The sequence below is a fragment of the Bacteroides sp. B1-V-101 genome, assembly GCF_023656585.1.
GTDB classification, from domain to species: domain Bacteria; phylum Bacteroidota; class Bacteroidia; order Bacteroidales; family Bacteroidaceae; genus Bacteroides; species Bacteroides thetaiotaomicron.
In genome coordinates this window covers 34,981-52,466 of sequence record NZ_JAMOKH010000023.1, presented here as the reverse complement: position 1 = coordinate 52,466, position 17,486 = coordinate 34,981, and the positions used below count along the sequence as shown (strand labels likewise).

Annotated in this window: 19 protein-coding genes, 1 tRNA gene and 1 pseudogene; 9 read left to right on the top strand and 12 right to left on the bottom strand. The window is 42.1% G+C overall.

Going from position 1 to position 17,486, the window contains the following annotated elements; genetic code table 11:
* Positions 1 to 89 precede the first annotated feature (89 nt).
* The 4 genes from NBH01_RS16865 to NBH01_RS16850 form a co-directional block, all read right to left on the bottom strand.
* Positions 90 to 485 carry a DUF1573 domain-containing protein gene (locus tag NBH01_RS16865; RefSeq protein WP_008763504.1) on the bottom strand — a complete coding sequence of 132 codons (396 nt, stop codon included), beginning with the start codon at positions 483 to 485 and terminating at the stop codon, positions 90 to 92.
* A gap of 692 nt (positions 486 to 1,177) precedes the next feature.
* Positions 1,178 to 1,777 (bottom strand): DUF4923 family protein, encoded by a 600-nt coding sequence (locus NBH01_RS16860; protein WP_008763505.1) that lies wholly within the window; start codon positions 1,775 to 1,777, stop codon positions 1,178 to 1,180.
* A gap of 6 nt (positions 1,778 to 1,783) precedes the next feature.
* Positions 1,784 to 2,392, bottom strand: a complete 609-nt coding sequence (yihA, locus tag NBH01_RS16855) for a ribosome biogenesis GTP-binding protein YihA/YsxC (RefSeq protein WP_008765852.1) — start codon at positions 2,390 to 2,392, stop codon at positions 1,784 to 1,786.
* A 123-nt stretch (positions 2,393 to 2,515) separates the two neighbouring features.
* Positions 2,516 to 3,970, bottom strand: a complete 1,455-nt coding sequence (locus NBH01_RS16850; protein WP_048696225.1) for a sodium:solute symporter — start codon at positions 3,968 to 3,970, stop codon at positions 2,516 to 2,518.
* An 88-nt stretch (positions 3,971 to 4,058) separates the two neighbouring features.
* Here NBH01_RS16850 and recR point away from each other — a divergent pair, with 88 nt between their 5' ends.
* From recR to NBH01_RS16835, 3 genes are read left to right on the top strand one after another with little or no spacing between them, the layout of a single operon-like run.
* Complete coding sequence (recR, locus tag NBH01_RS16845; RefSeq protein WP_008763508.1) at positions 4,059 to 4,676, top strand: recombination mediator RecR; 618 nt, start codon at positions 4,059 to 4,061, stop codon at positions 4,674 to 4,676.
* Between the two features lie 36 nt (positions 4,677 to 4,712).
* A complete protein-coding gene (locus tag NBH01_RS16840; protein WP_072067282.1) occupies positions 4,713 to 5,162 on the top strand; it encodes a hypothetical protein in 450 nt (149 codons plus the stop codon).
* Positions 5,163 to 5,168: 6 nt separating this feature from the next.
* Positions 5,169 to 5,708 carry a GNAT family N-acetyltransferase gene (locus NBH01_RS16835; RefSeq protein WP_008763510.1) on the top strand — a complete coding sequence of 180 codons (540 nt, stop codon included), beginning with the start codon at positions 5,169 to 5,171 and terminating at the stop codon, positions 5,706 to 5,708.
* Here the strand turns inward: NBH01_RS16835 and NBH01_RS16830 are convergent.
* Together NBH01_RS16830 and NBH01_RS16825 are read right to left on the bottom strand one after the other, a co-directional pair.
* Positions 5,705 to 6,295 (bottom strand): YqgE/AlgH family protein, encoded by a 591-nt coding sequence (locus NBH01_RS16830; RefSeq protein WP_008763511.1) that lies wholly within the window; start codon positions 6,293 to 6,295, stop codon positions 5,705 to 5,707. The genes NBH01_RS16835 and NBH01_RS16830 overlap by 4 nt on opposite strands.
* A 149-nt stretch (positions 6,296 to 6,444) precedes the next feature.
* Entirely contained in the window at positions 6,445 to 7,761 is a 1,317-nt protein-coding gene (locus tag NBH01_RS16825) for an aminotransferase class I/II-fold pyridoxal phosphate-dependent enzyme (RefSeq protein ID WP_008763512.1), read from the bottom strand.
* Between the two features lie 157 nt (positions 7,762 to 7,918).
* Here NBH01_RS16825 and NBH01_RS16820 point away from each other — a divergent pair.
* Positions 7,919 to 7,992 (top strand) — tRNA-Asp (locus NBH01_RS16820).
* Positions 7,993 to 8,129: 137 nt separating this feature from the next.
* On the opposite strand, the gene NBH01_RS16815 is transcribed toward NBH01_RS16820, so the two are convergent.
* The 6 genes and pseudogenes from NBH01_RS16815 to NBH01_RS16790 form a co-directional block, all read right to left on the bottom strand.
* On the bottom strand, positions 8,130 to 8,909 hold the full coding sequence (locus NBH01_RS16815) for a LytR/AlgR family response regulator transcription factor (protein ID WP_008763513.1): 780 nt from the start codon (positions 8,907 to 8,909) through the stop codon (positions 8,130 to 8,132).
* Positions 8,902 to 9,939 carry a sensor histidine kinase gene (locus NBH01_RS16810; protein ID WP_011107610.1) on the bottom strand — a complete coding sequence of 346 codons (1,038 nt, stop codon included), beginning with the start codon at positions 9,937 to 9,939 and terminating at the stop codon, positions 8,902 to 8,904. The genes NBH01_RS16815 and NBH01_RS16810 overlap by 8 nt, the downstream gene beginning before the upstream one ends.
* Before the next feature lie 111 nt (positions 9,940 to 10,050).
* On the bottom strand, positions 10,051 to 10,686 hold the full coding sequence (locus tag NBH01_RS16805) for an outer membrane beta-barrel protein (RefSeq protein ID WP_008763514.1): 636 nt from the start codon (positions 10,684 to 10,686) through the stop codon (positions 10,051 to 10,053).
* A gap of 11 nt (positions 10,687 to 10,697) precedes the next feature.
* Positions 10,698 to 11,342: pseudogene (locus tag NBH01_RS16800) on the bottom strand (DUF4136 domain-containing protein).
* A gap of 102 nt (positions 11,343 to 11,444) precedes the next feature.
* Positions 11,445 to 11,999, bottom strand: coding sequence for a DUF4251 domain-containing protein (locus NBH01_RS16795; protein ID WP_008763516.1), 555 nt, complete (start codon positions 11,997 to 11,999; stop codon positions 11,445 to 11,447).
* A 59-nt stretch (positions 12,000 to 12,058) separates the two neighbouring features.
* On the bottom strand, positions 12,059 to 12,208 hold the full coding sequence (locus NBH01_RS16790; RefSeq protein ID WP_155249841.1) for a hypothetical protein: 150 nt from the start codon (positions 12,206 to 12,208) through the stop codon (positions 12,059 to 12,061).
* A 472-nt stretch (positions 12,209 to 12,680) separates the two neighbouring features.
* Here NBH01_RS16790 and NBH01_RS16785 point away from each other — a divergent pair, with 472 nt between their 5' ends.
* The 5 genes from NBH01_RS16785 (at position 12,681) to NBH01_RS16765 (ending at position 17,479) form a co-directional block, all read left to right on the top strand.
* The gene (locus NBH01_RS16785) at positions 12,681 to 13,088 is read left to right on the top strand and encodes a hypothetical protein (RefSeq protein ID WP_008763518.1); all 408 of its coding nucleotides are present in this window, start codon (positions 12,681 to 12,683) and stop codon (positions 13,086 to 13,088) included.
* Between the two features lie 3 nt (positions 13,089 to 13,091).
* Complete coding sequence (locus NBH01_RS16780) at positions 13,092 to 14,396, top strand: DUF3440 domain-containing protein (protein WP_008763519.1); 1,305 nt, start codon at positions 13,092 to 13,094, stop codon at positions 14,394 to 14,396.
* On the top strand, positions 14,393 to 14,935 hold the full coding sequence (locus NBH01_RS16775; RefSeq protein ID WP_008763520.1) for an IbrB-like domain-containing protein: 543 nt from the start codon (positions 14,393 to 14,395) through the stop codon (positions 14,933 to 14,935). The genes NBH01_RS16780 and NBH01_RS16775 overlap by 4 nt, the downstream gene beginning before the upstream one ends.
* Positions 14,936 to 15,294: 359 nt before the next feature.
* A complete protein-coding gene (locus NBH01_RS16770; protein ID WP_008763521.1) occupies positions 15,295 to 15,639 on the top strand; it encodes a hypothetical protein in 345 nt (114 codons plus the stop codon).
* Positions 15,640 to 15,652: 13 nt separating this feature from the next.
* A complete protein-coding gene (locus NBH01_RS16765) occupies positions 15,653 to 17,479 on the top strand; it encodes a hypothetical protein (RefSeq protein WP_011107606.1) in 1,827 nt (608 codons plus the stop codon).
* Positions 17,480 to 17,486 lie beyond the last annotated feature (7 nt).

Sequence of the window (17,486 nt, the reverse complement as noted above, 5' to 3'; positions counted from 1 at the left end):
TTTTTAGTAGTTTATGCTTAATGGACTTCAAAGTAAACAAAAAAAAAGGAGAATCGAAAGATTCTCCTTTACGTTATGTCTATTTTTTCTTACTTCTCGTCTTTCGGGGTCATATCGCCTTCGATATAGAGGCGTACCATTTCGGTTTTTGCGTTGGTACGCAGGGTAATCGACTTTTTGAAGTGTCCCGGATATTTACCTGTTCCGTTGTAAGTTACTTTGATTGTACCTTTCTTTCCCGGCTGGATCGGTTCTTTGGTATATTCGGGCACTGTGCATCCGCAAGACGCTACCGCCTGATGAATTACTAAAGGAGCATCACCGATATTAGTGAAAGTGAATACGCAGCTTACTACCGGACTGTTTTCTGAGAATTTTCCAAAGTCGTGTGTTGTTTTGTCAAACTTGATATCAGCGTTAGTCTGGGCAAAAGCGAAACTTACTCCTACCACTAACAAGGTCATTAAAAAAAGTATCTTTTTCATTTTTCCTTCTTTTTATTGATTACAAACGCCAAAGGTAACGCTTTTCCCTGAAATTATCCCGTCGGCAGAGTTAATTTTATCGAAAAAGGGAATAAAATAACTTCTGTTTATCATCGTCCTTGGGCTTGGCAATCCTGACCACCGAGGTGGGGAACACTGAGCGCCGAGCTGAATGAGAGTAAGCAGCGAGGCGAAAAACGCTGAGCGCCGAGACGAGCAGAAGTGGGCAGCGAGGTGAATACTGCCGATCTCTGTTCACTAAATTAATTCATTTCAACACGCTAATGAATACTCATATTTTTTGTTTATCGCATAAAAAATTACTATATTTGGAACAAACCCATAAAATCCAGCTATTATGAAAACAAAACTTGATTTCTATCATATGACTCCCTTTTATGAGTTGAATTACTTCATAGCATTTATTGTTAAGTTGTACAAACGCATTCAACAACGTAAAGAACAGAAAGAACATCGAATCAAAGATGAACTGGTCTGATTCATTTCTGTTCTGAAAGTGAATCGGCGGCGAAATTCTTTCTTCTCTTTCTTAGTAATTCTATTTCTTTAGAATAGAATTATATACTCTACTCTTCTCTACTGGTTAAGGTTCGGTTTCCCTTTCGGTTAGGATTCGGTTTTCGAGCCCTGCCAAAAGGCGTTTCAGAGCTTTTGGTTTTGCAAATAAAACACTATTTCTTCAACCCGAATCCCAGCATCATCCCGTCGTAGTTTTCAGCCAGTGAGCTGACAGTTTTCAGTGCTGTGCTGTTTGTCTTGCTGCCAAGGAATGTCATTAATTTAAGCAGCTTGTCGGAGTTGAACAATAAATCCATAGAGTTGGAAGTGCAGTTCACTTTCGCGTGCAGGTTCAGTAGTTTCAAGTACTTTAAGTCTACCTGCTTGGTGGAAGCATTGTACGAATAAGTGCCGTTCAGTTTCTTTTTTCCGACGGTGCTGGTGAAAGTACTGTCGGCGTTGAACGTGAAGCTCATTTGTCCTTCTTTGATGCCCACTTTACTCAATTGCTCGTTCAATTTGTTTTCTGCCATCGTGGCGGCTGCGGCTCCTCCTGCTTTCATCAGCAGATTGTCCGATTCAAATTCTACTGCCGAACCGCTGTAAGTCCATGTACCTGTCATGTCTATCGTTTCGGGTGTTCCGGTGATGGCATTTACTACTTTGGAGATGTTGTCTTTGTTGAGCAGATCCTTTAATGATTGTGCCTGACTGTTGCTTGCAAAGAGTGAGAATAATGCAACCCATGCAATAAATAAAATGTTCTTTTTCATTTTCGTTTACTTATTTTTATAGACTTCTTTACTGATGTTTTCTATGTAGTCGAGGATTTCCGTGCGTCCTGTGCGGTTTTCCGATGAAGATATGAAATACGGGGGAAGTTCTTCCCATTCCTTGCTCAGTTCACGCAGGTAGTTGTTGATATTCATTTTCAGACGTCCGCCTTTCAGTTTGTCTGCTTTGGTGAAGATGATGGAGAAAGGGATGCCGTTTTCGCCCAGCCATTCCATAAATTCCAAGTCTATTTTCTGCGGTTCCAGACGGCTGTCTATCAGTACAAACAGGTTGGTCATCTGTTCCCGTTCGAGGATGTAGTCTTCGATGATGGTACGTATCTGGTCTTTTCCTTTTTGTCCGCGTCTGGCGTAGCCGTATCCGGGAAGATCGACCAGGTACCAGCTTTGGTTGATCAGGAAGTGGTTGATAAGCATTGTCTTTCCCGGTGTGGCGGAGGTCATCGCCAGTCCTTTGCGGGCAGTCAGCATATTGATAAGGCTCGACTTTCCTACATTCGACCGCCCGATGAAGGCGTATTCGGGAAATACTCCTGTCGGACATTTCTTCACGTCCGTGTTGCTAATCACAAATTCTGCACTCGTTATTTCCATTTTATTGTCATTTATTTCTTTGTTTTTCTACTTCTAATAAACTCTCTTATCGTTTATAATAAACTATGGTCACGTTTATAATAAACTCCACTACTTTTTATTATAAACTCCGGACGCCAGTTTTCAAGGCGTTTTCGCCGTTTTCTCTTTTCCGGACAGCAGCATGAGCCCCGCAAAGGTAAGGCTTCCGTTCAACATTAGCAATTCATAGCCAAATTTATATCCGGTTTCTTTGTTTATCCACCAGTCCAGAGCGTAGCAGAGCACCGGGGAGGCGATGGCGATGAGCGGGACCAGCCGGTCCTTAGTCCGGCGCCGGGTGAACAGTCCGAAGGCGAACATGCCCAGCAAAGGCCCGTATGTGTAGGAGGCGATGATGTAGATCGCGTCAATCACGCTTTTGTTGTTCAGCATCTCCACCAGGCAGATAAAGAAAGCCAGCAGGATGGAGAGGGACAGGTGTACTTTCTTTCTTTTGCGACGGGCTGTTTCTTCCGTGTCTTTGTCCGTGTTCAGCAGGTCTATACATACGCTGGTGGTCATGGCGGTCAGCGCGGAGTCTGAGTTGCTGAAAGCTGCGGCGATGATGCCGATGGTGAAAAGAACCAGTACCGACTGTCCCAGATATCCTTGTGTGGCAAACATGGGAAGGATATCGTCATTCATGGCCGGTAGTTCCAGTTGCATTTGTCCCGCTAATGCAATCAGCAGAATGCCCAGGCACAGAAACAGGAAATTCAGCGGGATGAACGAGAATCCGTAGCAGTACATATTCTTTTGGGCTTCGTGCAGATTACGGCAGGAGAGGTTCTTCTGCATCATGTCCTGATCGAGTCCGGTCATGACGATGACGATAAAGATGCCGCTGAAGAACTGTTTGAAGAAGTTCTGGCGGGACATCCAGTCGTCGAATACGAAGATGCGGCTGTGTTCGCTGTGGCGGATGGTCTGTACGATGCCGTCAAAGCCTATATCCAGCTTCTGTATGGTGAAGTAGATGATGAATAGCAGGGCTGCGATCAGACAGAATGTTTGCAGGGTGTCCGTCCATACGATTGTCTTGATGCCGCTTTTGTGGGTATATATCCACACGAGGGTCACGGAGCCGACGGCAATCACCCAGAAAGGGATGTGCATATCCTGAAATACGTGCGTATGCAGGATCAGACAGACGAGATACAGTTTGGCTGCCGTTCCCAGCATACGGGAGAGCAGGAAGAAGAAAGAGCCGGTACGGTAGGCATTCACGCCGATGCGTGTACCGAGGTATCCGTAGATACTTGTCAGATTCAGCCTGTAGTAAAGAGGCAGCAATATGTGTGCTACGATCATATAGCCGAAGAAGAATCCGAATACGGTCTGCATATACGTCATGTCCATTCCGCGAACCATGCCCGGTACGGATACGAAAGTCACGCCGGAAATTGTAGCGCCAATCATGCCGAAGGAGACTATATACCAGGGTGATTTGTTTTCTCCTTTAAAGAACGCTGCATTTGATCCGCCTTTATGTCCGGTGATGTGGGCTATTAACAACAAGCCCGCAAAATAGCATATAATAATGACTAATATCATCATATCGGCTGCAAAGGTAATACTTTCTTTGTATTAAAAACAATAATCCGTATCTTTGCGCCCGAAACAGATAGAATTTCATTCGTAATCTATGAACCAACAATATCCTTCCGTACTGCTTGAAAAGGCAGTAGGCGAATTTTCCAAACTTCCGGGCATCGGGCGCAAGACGGCAATGCGGCTTGTATTACATCTGCTCCGGCAGGACACGGCTACTGTGGAGGCATTCGGCAACTCCATCATTACGCTGAAGCGTGAAGTAAAGTACTGTAAAGTATGTCATAATATATCTGATACCGAGACTTGTCAGATTTGTGCCAATCCGCAGCGTGACGCCTCTACTGTCTGTGTGGTAGAGAATATCCGCGATGTGATGGCGGTAGAAGCCACCCAGCAGTATCGGGGACTTTACCACGTACTGGGCGGAGTGATCTCGCCAATGGACGGGGTAGGACCGAGCGACCTGCAAATAGAAAGTCTCGTACAGCGGGTATCCGAAGGAGGAATCAAGGAAGTCATCCTCGCTTTGAGCACCACGATGGAAGGAGATACCACCAACTTCTACATCTACCGTAAACTGGAGAAGATGGGGGTCAAACTCAGCGTAATAGCACGGGGCATCTCCGTTGGTGATGAACTGGAGTATGCCGATGAGATCACTCTGGGACGCAGTATTGTCAACCGGACTCTTTTTACCGGAACCGTATAATCTAACTTTATTATTTGAACGAATATCGTAACTAACATGGAAGAACAGATAAAACGCGCAGTGAGAGATTTGAATATCAGTTATGTTTTCTTTTGGGTGCTTCCCGCCTTTTTGCTTGGGGCAGGGGAGTTCGACCTTCTTCCTGTGGGAGCTTTGGTCGATAACCCACAGGCCACCTATTATATGGAGACGGCAGGTATCTTGCTGACCGCCTTGTGTGTGCCGCTTGCCTTGAAACTGTTCAGTCTGGTACTGAAAAAGAAGATAGACCTCCTGACGATTCCTCTTGCGTTGAAGCGTTATGTGCAGTGGAGCATGGTACGCCTCGGATTGCTCGAAGTGGCTATCGTCCTCAACGTATTATGCTATTATCTGACTCTTAGCAACACCGGAAATCTCTGTATGCTGATCGGGCTGACCGCTTCCCTTTTTTGTCTGCCCAGCGAGAAAAGACTTCGTAACGAACTCCATATTAATAAAGAATAAGCTGGTATGAAACAGTCTTTTTTAAGTAATGACCGCATCTATCTTCGTGCGGTAGAGCCGGAAGATATGGATGTGATGTATGAGATGGAGAATGACCCTTCCATGTGGGATATCAGTAATTTTACCGTTCCTTATTCCCGCTACGTGCTCCGGCAATATATAGAGGGTTCCCAGTGTGATGTGTTTGCCGACAAGCAGTTGCGCCTGATGATAATGAGTAAGTCCGATCATCGGATATTGGGGACGATTGATATCACGGATTTTGTTCCTCTCCACTCTCGTGGTGAGGTCGGCATAGCCGTTCATAAAGACTATCGCCGGCAAGGTTACGCATCGGACGCTTTGCAGTTGCTGTGCGAGTATGCTTTCGATTTCTTGTCGCTGACTCAACTTTATGCCCATGTGGCTACGGACAATGAAGTCTGTATGAAACTGTTTACTTCCTGCGGTTTCGTCCAATGCGGACTGTTGAAGGATTGGTTACAGGTCGGTGGATGTTACAAAGATGCTGCTATCTTCCAGTATCTGAATCCGAAGAGACATTAATTGAAAGTCGGCACTTGCGGAAAGCGTGACCAGGTTTCATACTTGCTGCCTAGTTTCTCCAAGGCTTGTTTCCACATATCCTTGGTGTCTCCGTTCATCAGATAGGCATTCTCTTCTTTGGAGACGAGCCATGTGTTCTCTTTGAGTTCGGTGCTCAGTTGTTCACTTTCCCAGCCGGAGTATCCCAGGAAGAAGCGGATGTAGCGGTCTACTTTGTTTCCTTGCAGTATGTATTTCTTTATCTCATCAAAGTCACCGTTCAGATACAGTCCTTTGCTGATAGGTATGGCACCCGGAATGTCTGCCAGTGTATGAAGGTAGAACAGGGTATCTGTAGCGATAGGTCCGCCTTTGTATAAAGGTATATTTTCGATATACTTGAATTCTTTGATAATGTCGTTGACAAATATCGGCAGTTGTTTGTTGATAATCAGCCCCATGCTGCCTTCTTCGGTATGGTCGATCAACAGAACTACAGATCTGCCGAATGTGGCATCACGAAGGAAAGGTTCGGAGATGAGAATCTTTCCTCGTGATGGCAATACATTATTCGATTGAATTTTAAATATGTCAGAGTCTATATTCATGCCATCAGATTGATATTCGTGCCACTAATATAAGAAAAGAAATGGAATAATAGCCATACTTTCCCATTTTTTTTGTTTTAAGAGCAGCTTTTATGAATATCCGCATCTGACATGAACATCAGTTCCGGCATAAATACGCTATTCGGCTGTCAGGCAATCGGGTGATGTTCGGCAAACAGCTTCATTCTTTCGTCGAGCTGTGCGTACTGGTGGTCTTTAATAAAAGAGGTACACGCGCGTAATCCTTCCTGGTGGCTTCCGGTGGTGACCAGTGAAATGGCGCTCACTCCATAGTACATCAGTTCTTTGGCAAGTTCGCCGCTTGTCATTCCCGGATAGCCGATGGTGAAGTAAAATCCGTCGGCAATCGGATCGCCCAAGTCATTGTCATATACCAGATAGAATCCGTGACGGAGGAAAATCTCTTTTAACTTCTGCGCTCTGTCACCATATACCTTCACTTCGCTGAGGAAGTTGTATTGACCTTCATTGGCAGCTTTCAGCATGGCAGCCATCGCATACTGTGCGGAGTGGCTTGTGCCGGAAGACAGTGCATAGAGTACGCGGTGGATGAAGACCGTGCCGAATGTTCCCCCGCCATAACGCTTCGTCAGTCCGGGATAGCTGCGGTGATACAACTTATCGGAAATGCAGCTCACGCCGATACGTTGTCCGGCATAGCTGAAGGCTTTGGAACCGGAAATCAGCAACACATAATTATCTGTGTAGTGAGCTACCGAAGGCTGGAACGGAGCTTGATAAGGAGTGCTCAGATCCTGACGGAAATCCATTGCAAAGTATGCCAGGTCTTCCAGTACGATTACGTCATATTGGGTGGCAAGTTCGCCGATGATGCGCAACTCTTCGTCTTTCAGGCAAATCCAGCTCGGGTTATTGGGGTTTGAGTAGATAATAGCCGATATATTTCCTTTTCTCAGATAGCTTTCCAGCTTTTCTTTCAGCTTGTCACCGCGGTAGTCGTAGACATCAAATGTCTCATACTTTTGTCCCATCACTACCAACTGCTGTTTCTGTACGGGAAATCCCGGATCGATAAACAGGATCGTGTCTTTCTTTTCATCGCACTGGCTGCAAGTAAGGAACGAAGCGAATGTTCCCTGCATAGAGCCGGTAACGGGTACGCATCCCTCCGGGCTTAAATCTACATTGATGAATGCTTTGATAAAGTCGGACGCTTCTTTTTTGAGTTCCGGCAATCCGTTGATATCGGGATACAGGCTGGCAATTCCGTTTTGCAGCGCTTCGATTTCCGCTTTTACTCCTACGGCAGAGGCCGGAAGTCCCGGAACACCCATTTCCATCTTGATAAATTCAACGCCTGATACTGCTTCCGCCTTTGAAGCTATCGCTTTCACTTCACGGATAGTAGCCTTCGAAAAGTCGACAATTTGAAACTCATTAATCGTTTCGTCAATCACATTTCGTTCGATTGGTGTATTTTTCATTCTATTTTCTATTTATAGTAATGCTTGCAAATGTACATGATAATTCTTAATAAACACACTTTTTCAGAAAAAAGATACTCTTGCTATTGTAGGTTTCAAAAAAATGTCTACCTTTGCATCCGCAATCGAGAGAGATGCGAATTAAAAAGGAAATTTTGGTGCGTTAGTTCAGTTGGTTAGAATACATGCCTGTCACGCATGGGGTCACGGGTTCGAGTCCCGTACGCACCGCTTCTTTTGATTTTTATAATTAGGAAAAGCTCTGGTTCTTAACGGGATCGGAGCTTTTCTTATTAATCTTACTGAGTGAAAAAGCAATTGATTGGGAATATGAATATTGAGACATGCAGAATTAACTCTGCTGAAATTTAATAATTTAGCCAAAGTTTTAAAGGAGCTATTTTGTCACGGCTGACAATTATCTTATCTTTAAAAGGCGGCTTTACATGTAAGATTGCTTTTCCCAGAAAATATGACTCAACCTTTACGATGGCATTGATGCTAACTACTGTTTGACGATTGCTTCGGAAAAAAACATCCGGATCGAGTTGTTCCATAAGCTTGTCTAAAGAAAGGTCAATGATAAATTCTCTATTTTGCTTGGTTACGGCAAAGGTTACTTTATTTTCTGAATAAAAATAAGCAATGTCTTCCACTTGTAAGGTAAAAAGTTTGTCATCGCCTGAGATTAGGAAACGGGTACGGTATTTCTTTCCCGGTTGGGTGATGTTTTGTAAAATTTCCATTAAGTCAATTGGCTTTTGCCCCTGATTCAGGTATTTGGTAGTCAGATGTTCGAACTTTACAATTGCTTCTTCCAGTCGGATGTTATCAATCGGCTTAAGTAAATAATCGATACTGTTGACTGTAAATGCCCGAATGGCATATTCATCATACGCAGTGGTGAAAATGATAGTACTTTCTGGTTGTGCCTGTTCGATGAATGTGAATGAAATGCCGTCTGTCAATTGTATGTCGAGAAAAACAAGATCCGGATGGGGATTTTCCGCAAACCATTCTACACTCTTCTTTACACTACCGGGCAATACTGTAATTTGCCATTCGGGGCGTAACTCATTTAATGTATTGTTTAACCGACGGGCGGCCGGAATTTCGTCTTCAATAATGACTGCTGTAATTTTATTCATTCAGTACTGGGATTTTAACGGTAAAATAATTCGTATTATTTTCTATGGTAATATCCTGATTGCATATCAGGAGGTAACGGGCTGAAAGATTCTTTAATCCCATGCCGGTGCTGACCACATTGGGCTTTATCCTGATTTTGTTGGTTACCAATATTCTTCCATTCTCAGAATCATAATCGATCAAAATATTCATTGGCATATCCATATTAATTATATTATGCTTAATGACATTTTCTACCAATAGCTGCAGGGTTAATGAGGGGAGTTTCAAATCATAATTATCAGCTTCTATTCTATTCTCTATCCGGATGCAGTCTCCTAAACGGACTTTATGAAGAAAAATATAAGAGTCGATGAAAGAGAGTTCGGATTCTATAGTAACCAGACGCTGTTGCTGGCTTTGTAATATATATCGGTATACATCAGACAAACGTTGGGTAAATAGAATTGCGTTTTTGGGAGCATACTCTATTTCGGATATAAGTGTATTGAGACTGTTGAAGAGAAAATGAGGATTCAGCTGATTTTGCAAAGCTGCATACTGTGCCTTAATGGAATTCTCTTCGACTTGTTCCGTTCTTTCGTGCAGAAGAACTAGCTGCCTGTAAAAATTGATAGTCAAAGTAAGGTTGGTTATTACCATTTCTACCAGCCAGACTAAGGCTATCATTCTCAGCCCGGACCCTTTCAGAGTAAATGGTGCAGGAACCTCAAATATGGCTTTGACTATTGACAAGACCAGATAATTCATTAAAAACAGAATAATTGCCGTCAGAATGCAATCGATAATCAATCGCTCTTTTCGTTTGACCAGAAACTGAAAGCTTCGCTTTTGCCAGTTGTGGATCATTAATACTCCGAAACCGACTAGATTAAAGGCGGCAAGTATCAGGATAAATGACTTGAAAGAAATCAGCACTTCCAGATGTTGCGGGGTGAAGTCGGAATAAAGCAAGAGAAACAGATATGAGAAAAATGCCAATCCTGAGAATAGCAAACCAATAAACAGATAATTGAACTTTTGCCGCATATTGAACGTAGACTTTATATATTACAAATTTAACAAAAAAACAAGAGGTCGCCAAAAGTAACTATAACATTTTGTACTTCCTCTTGTCTTTTTGAGAGAATCTAGATCATGTCAGAAACAAACACCTAAGCGGAATCCAATATTATTATTTCCATCCTGACAACCGGTCAGCAACTCGCTTTTGTTGGTGGCATAACTATAATATGCAGCCAGATGGAAACCAAATCGGCTTTGGGAAAACGGATAAATGTTCACTCCAATTTCTGGAGAGACATAGAACCCCCAGGGTTTATCTGTCAGACTTATAGTATTCAGATATGTTGTATTTTGGGCATACATGGTTCCTATCTTGGTGCCAACATAAGGTTTCAGGCATCCATTGCTGATAAATCGGTATGAAGCGGCAAGCCCGAATGGTAGCTGGAAAGCCGACTCTTGTCGGTCAGTAGTCAACGAAGCAGTACCTTCAGTTATGGTTTGACGCGGAACATATTTATGATTTGTATGGAAATCAAGGAAAGCCCCCAGGCTCCAGTGTGGAGTAAGGAAATAACCTCCTTCCAGGTTCATACCCCAACCACTGATTTTATCGGCAAAATTCGTATTGAGAGGAGCATTCATCTGCCAGTCTACATTAAAATGCAATCTATCGCTGATATCCTGTGCATAACTACTGAAATAAAACAGGCCCGATATCATGAATGCCAGAATATACTTTTTCTTCGGAATAAATTTTATTGTTTTCATAATTTTGCTTTTTAGGATTTCTTGATATAAGGAGATTGGTCAAACGCTTGATTGACCGCATCCAACGTTAGTTGCATGTTATATTTGGAATTCTCAAATAATAGTCCGGTTGCGTATGAATGCCAGATTACCGGTAACTTTACTTTCTGACTTGTATCCTCGGGATGGTCTGTCAAATTTACCATTTCCATTATCAATGTTCCTGTATTATAACTATAAGTTACAGGATACGGATAATACCAGTCGTTCCAATATGGTCCTCAATAACCGGGTCCCCACCAGCCGTTATACCATCCGCCTCCATACCATCCGCCGGTTCCTATTATTTGGGTTGTTTGGCGCGTGAAAGAGAGCTGTAACCCAATGTTAGCATTCTTAATCACTTTAACCCTTGTATAACCACGGGTATCCATCTCATCAGCAACCTGCTTAATAATTTCTTGTGCATTCTCATCCTTCCAATACTCCGCCTTCATTCCCTGTCCTATCAGTAGAATACTATCGGGCAAACAATAAGTTTTGAAATCATTGAAATTAGTTTTGCTGTCATAATTGGTGTAAACTGTGAAATTATTGTCAAGCCTACTTAAATCCGGATCTTTTTCACACGAAGTGGCAAGTACTGCCATTAATCCTATAAACAGATACTTTTTCATATTCTTTCTTTTAAGTGTTAAACCATAGTTGTTTTTAATTTAATGCCTATAGTCAGCTAAAATATTTTAACTTGTTTATTTACTGAATACACATTTTTTACCTTAGAGTGAATTGCCTTTGAATACATTGGCCTTAGCCATTGGGAGTAAACTTCCTGTTAATGAAAAGTTGTTTGAATTGAAGTTCGGACTTATGTCTACCGATGCGTTATTACTTCCTTTATTCAAGCGGATGTTCACCTGTGCTGATATTCCGACTCCCATTACGTTCATCGAAACGGATATATTACCTTTTTTGTCGGTAGTCTGCTTATATCCGGATATATTCCCGTTGACAGTAATGCCGCCTAGACCGTTGGGACCGCTGATCGGAATATTGAAGGCTACCTGAACCACAGCTTTATTACCTTTTACCGCTACAAAATTTGTGTTGGGAGAAACGAAAGCTGTGGTACCATATTTAAACATAACATGATCTGCTTCCAAAATGAAGTTTTTCATTTCTATAGCTTGTTTAGCTTCATCGAAAAACATTTGGTCGAGTAATTCTTGTTCAGCTTTTTTTTGTTTGCGGGATTCTTCTTTGACAGTTTGTGCCTGAATGTTTCCCATGCTAATGAATAATAGCAACATTGATAAGATTGATAACTTTTTCATAATTGTACTTTTTGAGTTATACTTTTTCTTTTCTTTGGTTCAAAGATAGTGCGCCGATTTTATTTTCTTCCGGTTTTTTTTACTGAATCGTAAACGGCAATTTCCCAACTGTAGATATGGTGTGCTGAGCCGTGAAGAGTCTGTTTTTGGATACCATTCAGCAGATAATTGATGCTATTCAGGTTTGCCGTTTCGTTAGTTGGATACATACGTACTGCTATATCGTTGAGATCTGTATTGAGGTCGGTACAAGTGATGTAACGAAATTTTCTTGATAGAATCGTGAAGAGAATTACCGATCTGTTACGGCTATACCCAATTGAAAAAAATAGTCTTTGTTTCCGTTTCCGGAAGCAAAAAGGGATTGTTTTTTATAAGTATAATGGAAATAGGTATAATAAAAAGTTTCATGTGGAAAATAATGAAGAGACTTTACTGGAAAGGGAAAGAAGGATTGAGAAAATATTGCAGGGACAAGGAAGAAACCATATTGCTTTGTATAAAGTAATCGGCTGTCGGAACATAAAAATACGATTGGATTAGTGCACTCATCAGATGGTGGGAGAATTGGAAATAATTATGAAACAAGAGGGGGAATTGCTAAAAAATAAATTTTTTACGCATGCTTTGTGCTGAAACGAGGAAATTTTACCTATTTTTGTCTGTCTATTTTTGAATGCTATGATACAGGTAATACAATTAAAAGGAAAAGACAAACATTTATATCAGCTTTTGGCGCCTCTAGTAATGGATCCGGATGTAATACGTGCAAATAATAACTATCCGTTCAAGACAAGCGAAGATTTTGTTTGGTACATTGCGATTGATAACAGAGATGTGATAGGCTTTATTCCGGTTGAACAGAAAAGCGGGAAAAAGGCTGTCATTAATAATTATTATGTAGCTGCGGTGGACGAGAAACGAAAAGAGATCTTGTCGCTTCTGCTATCTTCTGTAGTCACGGCATTTATACCTGCGGGTTGGACGCTTAACTCTGTCACGCTGATACAAGATCAGGAAACTTTTGAGAAATTCGAGTTTGCATCTATGGACAAGAAGTGGACACGCTATGTAAAAATGAACAGATGAATTATGGGAAAAAAAACAATCACAGGAACAAAAAATGTATATGAATTAGCACAAGAGCGACTGAAAGTAATATTTAACGAGTTTGATAATATTTATGTATCTTTCTCGGGAGGAAAGGATAGTGGGGTTCTGCTGAATATGTGTATCGACTACATCAGGCGGAATAATCTGAAAATACGTTTGGGAGTGTTTCACATGGACTATGAGATTCAATACAAGATGACTATCGACTATGTGGACAGGATACTGGAGGCGAACAAGGACATCCTGGATGTATACCGTGTGTGCGTGCCTTTCCGGGTATCTACGTGTACATCTATGTACCAGTCCTTCTGGCGGCCCTGGGAGGATAACAAGAAAGATATCTGGGTACGCTCCATGCCTAAGAAGGCCATGAAGAAGGAGGATTTTCCTTTTTACAATACGACCATGTGGGATTATGAATTCCAGATGCGTTTTGCGCAGTGGCTCCATCAGAAAAAGGATGCGGTACGCACCTGCTGTCTGATCGGTATCCGTACGCAGGAAAGTTTTAACCGCTGGCGATGTATCTATATGAGCCGCAAATTCCAGATGTATCATAAGTATAGATGGACTTCAAAGGTCGGAAATGACATCTATAATGCCTATCCCATCTTCGACTGGAAGACGACGGATGTGTGGACGGCAAACGGAAAATTCCAGTGGGACTATAATGTACTGTATGACCTGTATTATCGTGCCGGAGTCAATCTGGAACGTCAACGGGTAGCAAGCCCGTTCATCAATGAAGCGCAGGAGAGTCTGGCGCTCTACCGGGTGCTTGACCCTAACACCTGGGGGAAGATGATAGGACGGGTGAATGGCGTGAACTTCACCGGTATGTATGGAGGCACGCACGCTATGGGATGGCAGATGGTGAAACTTCCGGAAGGGTACACCTGGAGGGAGTTTATGTACTTCCTGCTCTCTACCTTGCCGGAACGGGCCCGAAAGGGGTATCTGCGTAAACTGTCTGTCAGTGTACATTTTTGGCGAACCAAAGGAGGCTGTCTGAGTGATTCCACCATTCAGAAACTGATTGATGCCAAAGTGCCGATTATCGTGATGGACAATAGCAACTATAAGACATACAAGAAGCCGGTGCGCATGGAATATCAGGATGATATCGATATTCCGGAATTTAGGGAAATACCGACTTACAAGCGTATGTGTATCTGTATCCTCAAGAATGACCATGCCTGCAAATACATGGGATTCTCGCCGACCAAAGAGGAGATGAGTAAGAGAAGTCAAGTTATGGAACAATATAGAATCATAGTATCATGAGTGTAGATAAAAGTCCGGTCTACGAGGTGAAAGCAGTGCCCGTAGAAAAAGTATTAGCGAACGATTATAACCCGAATGTCGTAGCTCCTCCCGAAATGAAGTTACTGGAGCTTTCGATCTGGGAAGACGGTTTTACAATGCCTTGTGTATGTTATTACAATAAAGAGGAAGATAATTATATCCTCGTAGATGGTTATCACCGATATACGGTATTGAAGACATCGAAACGGATTTATAAGCGTGAGAACGGATTGCTTCCGATTGTGGTGATCGATAAGGATTTGTCCAATCGTATGAGCTCTACCATCCGGCACAACCGTGCCCGTGGGATGCATAATATTGAGCTGATGTGTAACATTGTAGCAGAATTGGACAGAGCCGGCATGTCCGACCAGTGGATTATGAAAAATATCGGAATGGATCGGGATGAACTGCTGCGTTTGAAGCAGATTTCGGGACTGGCGGATTTGTTTGCCAACCGGGAGTTCAGTATCCCGGATGAGGTGGCACCTACGGAGACAGAACGTAAAACACTCTGATTTTTCACCTGTATCATAGTATATAACATAGCCCTCGGATGAGATTATCCGGGGGCTTGTTTTATTATGGAATTTATTTATATTAATTCACACTAAAAGTTTCGAATGCTGAAACTTTTGTCTTTTTTTTATTCTAATAGTGCAAAATGCCTGTTTTACTACTCCTTATTTTTAGATTTCGCAATATTCCATTCGGACGACCTCTTTATTAGCCATATAAGATAACTTTCATTGTCTGTATGAGAAATGAATGAAATTCGCAGAGTCATGCAATATCCCGACATTTGCATTATGAGATTTTGACTGATTACAGATTAAGACTTGACTGAGTACCAATGTCAGGTAAATACGAATGTTTAATGAGATTAGAGGGATTTAAAGTGAATATTGGGTTATTCAACCTTTTATTATTAGTAGCTATATTATCTTGTATGGATGATACTTTCACTAATAATACTACTGCTAAAGGGACATTTATTTCGATCAGAGGAATAGGTGTTCAGAGCAGTACACATCTAGTCAATCCGGAAACGTATGATTTTGTATTTTTTGCCAATGAACCGTATTATATTCCCGTAATAAACCAATTGAATTATATTACTGCTTATGATAATCTGAATGATATTGTGTATTCAGAACGCTATTCCTTGTCCGAACAATTAATTCCGATGATACAGGAAGTTAATTATCAATACGTTGCGTGAAAAGATGAAGAATATGATGAAATATATAATGAAGATATTTGGTCTGGTGATCATCTTACTGATATCCGCCTGTGAGCATGAAACATTGTTGACGGGAGAGCCGGATGATCCGGGAGATATTTCGGAAGACAAGGTACGGCTTGAGATTTTTGCACGGGCGAATTCATACCGCCTGCCTTCGACCAGGGCACTAGGGGATGAAAATACGGTCGAAATGACTCCCTGGGTACTCGTGTTCAGAGGGAGTGGCACAGGGGCTATTTTTGTAGAAGCTGTGCAGGCCTTCGAGTTTGCAGGAAAGCGATATGTCCTTTTAACTAAGCGGACTGATGGAAGTAAGTACCAGTTGCTGATATTAGCTAATCCGATGGCTCAGTTTTATTACGGAAATGCTTCTACGGGATATGTTTTCAATGAGTCACAACTTACTGAGAAGTTGATCGAGGGAACAACTACCCTGGCTACTGCATGTACGAACTTGCTGACGGAGCCGGCAAGTACTTCTCCTGCCCGCATCCCGTTCAGCGGTGTGGGTGAGACGATACCGATGAGTTATTTGCTGGAAGTAGATAAGGTGGATAATACAACGAAGATAGAAAAGAGTGACGGGAGTTCGTTGATGCTTCTTCGGGCGGTTGCCAAAATCGTGGTTGTTAATGAAGCATCGAACTTTGAACTGGAAGGAGTGTCTGCTGTGGCAAACGTTCCGCGACAGGGGCAGTTGCATAACCTTATCCCTGCTTCTATTATGGGCAATGCTGGTAATTTGACGAATTATCAATACGATGCTTCATGTTCGTTGCCTTTGGTGTCAGCAGAAACGATAACCAATAAACAAAGTACCGAAAACAGTCCTATTTATATCTATGAAACCAATACCCAGACTTATAGTACATATCTGATCATTCAGGGAATTTATGAAACCAAAAGCTATTATTACAAAATGGCGATAGTAGATAAGGATCTGAACTATATGAATATATATCGGAATCATGCGTATACTTTTACAATAAAGAAAGTGCATGGACGGGGGTATGATACCGTAGCGGATGCAAAGCTTTCTAAACCGTCGAATACGGATCTGGATTTTGAAATTACAGTGGACGACAGTAATTCTTATGAGATTATAGCTAACAATGATTATTATCTGGGTGTGAGTAATTCTGTCTTTATAGCTTATTCTCCGGATGATGCGAGTACTTATGAGGCTTTTAAAGTGATAACGGATTGTGAAAAGGCTTTTCCGGATGCGCGTACAATAACCGACAATATGGCCGAAGCTGATAATTCGTTTGCGCTAAGCAGTCCCGCTGACGGAAAATTGCCTATAGTAGCAAGCACTTCTCCACGTGTCACTCCGGTCAGTGTATTGATACAAAGCTGGCTGATGTATAGTGAAGTGGGGCAGAGTTTTGAGGGAAGAGATAAAGTGAATGCATATATAACATTAAAACTTGGAAATTTGGAAAAACAGGTTCATATCAGACGAAGAGCGGCTATTGATGCCGGCGGTACCATACTTAAATACATGCCTGCCAATAGTTATCCGTTTCCGACGACTGGTGAGGTGGATTATCATTGCCTTACCGGGGAAGTGGAAGATGGTACTGACAATCCTAAGGAATGGATAAAATTACTGCCATCTTCGATGGTGGACAGAAATGATACGGATAAAATCATAGTGGAAGACGGGCATATCTATATTAAAATAATGCCTAATACGGCTTCAACAACGAGAAACGGTATTGTGTATCTGACAACAATTATGCCCGGTAGTTTATATACAGGTGAAAGTACGGTGAAGCGTATCAAAATTGATATCACTCAAAAGGGTAATTAATAAACGT

Excerpts from the sequence above, each read along its gene's own strand:
- NBH01_RS16865 (WP_008763504.1), bottom strand. The coding sequence starts at position 485 with ATGAAAAAGATACTTTTTTTAATGACCTTGTTAGTGGTAGGAGTAAGT.
- NBH01_RS16860 (WP_008763505.1), bottom strand. The coding sequence starts at position 1,777 with ATGAAAAAGAACATTTTATTTATTGCATGGGTTGCATTATTCTCACTC.
- yihA (WP_008765852.1), bottom strand. The coding sequence starts at position 2,392 with ATGGAAATAACGAGTGCAGAATTTGTGATTAGCAACACGGACGTGAAG.
- NBH01_RS16850 (WP_048696225.1), bottom strand. The coding sequence starts at position 3,970 with ATGATGATATTAGTCATTATTATATGCTATTTTGCGGGCTTGTTGTTA.
- recR (WP_008763508.1), top strand. The coding sequence starts at position 4,059 with ATGAACCAACAATATCCTTCCGTACTGCTTGAAAAGGCAGTAGGCGAA.
- NBH01_RS16840 (WP_072067282.1), top strand. The coding sequence starts at position 4,713 with ATGGAAGAACAGATAAAACGCGCAGTGAGAGATTTGAATATCAGTTAT.
- NBH01_RS16835 (WP_008763510.1), top strand. The coding sequence starts at position 5,169 with ATGAAACAGTCTTTTTTAAGTAATGACCGCATCTATCTTCGTGCGGTA.
- NBH01_RS16830 (WP_008763511.1), bottom strand. The coding sequence starts at position 6,295 with ATGAATATAGACTCTGACATATTTAAAATTCAATCGAATAATGTATTG.
- NBH01_RS16825 (WP_008763512.1), bottom strand. The coding sequence starts at position 7,761 with ATGAAAAATACACCAATCGAACGAAATGTGATTGACGAAACGATTAAT.
- NBH01_RS16815 (WP_008763513.1), bottom strand. The coding sequence starts at position 8,909 with ATGAATAAAATTACAGCAGTCATTATTGAAGACGAAATTCCGGCCGCC.
- NBH01_RS16810 (WP_011107610.1), bottom strand. The coding sequence starts at position 9,939 with ATGCGGCAAAAGTTCAATTATCTGTTTATTGGTTTGCTATTCTCAGGA.
- NBH01_RS16805 (WP_008763514.1), bottom strand. The coding sequence starts at position 10,686 with ATGAAAACAATAAAATTTATTCCGAAGAAAAAGTATATTCTGGCATTC.
- NBH01_RS16795 (WP_008763516.1), bottom strand. The coding sequence starts at position 11,999 with ATGAAAAAGTTATCAATCTTATCAATGTTGCTATTATTCATTAGCATG.
- NBH01_RS16790 (WP_155249841.1), bottom strand. The coding sequence starts at position 12,208 with ATGTATCCAACTAACGAAACGGCAAACCTGAATAGCATCAATTATCTG.
- NBH01_RS16785 (WP_008763518.1), top strand. The coding sequence starts at position 12,681 with ATGATACAGGTAATACAATTAAAAGGAAAAGACAAACATTTATATCAG.
- NBH01_RS16780 (WP_008763519.1), top strand. The coding sequence starts at position 13,092 with ATGGGAAAAAAAACAATCACAGGAACAAAAAATGTATATGAATTAGCA.
- NBH01_RS16775 (WP_008763520.1), top strand. The coding sequence starts at position 14,393 with ATGAGTGTAGATAAAAGTCCGGTCTACGAGGTGAAAGCAGTGCCCGTA.
- NBH01_RS16770 (WP_008763521.1), top strand. The coding sequence starts at position 15,295 with ATGAGATTAGAGGGATTTAAAGTGAATATTGGGTTATTCAACCTTTTA.
- NBH01_RS16765 (WP_011107606.1), top strand. The coding sequence starts at position 15,653 with ATGATGAAATATATAATGAAGATATTTGGTCTGGTGATCATCTTACTG.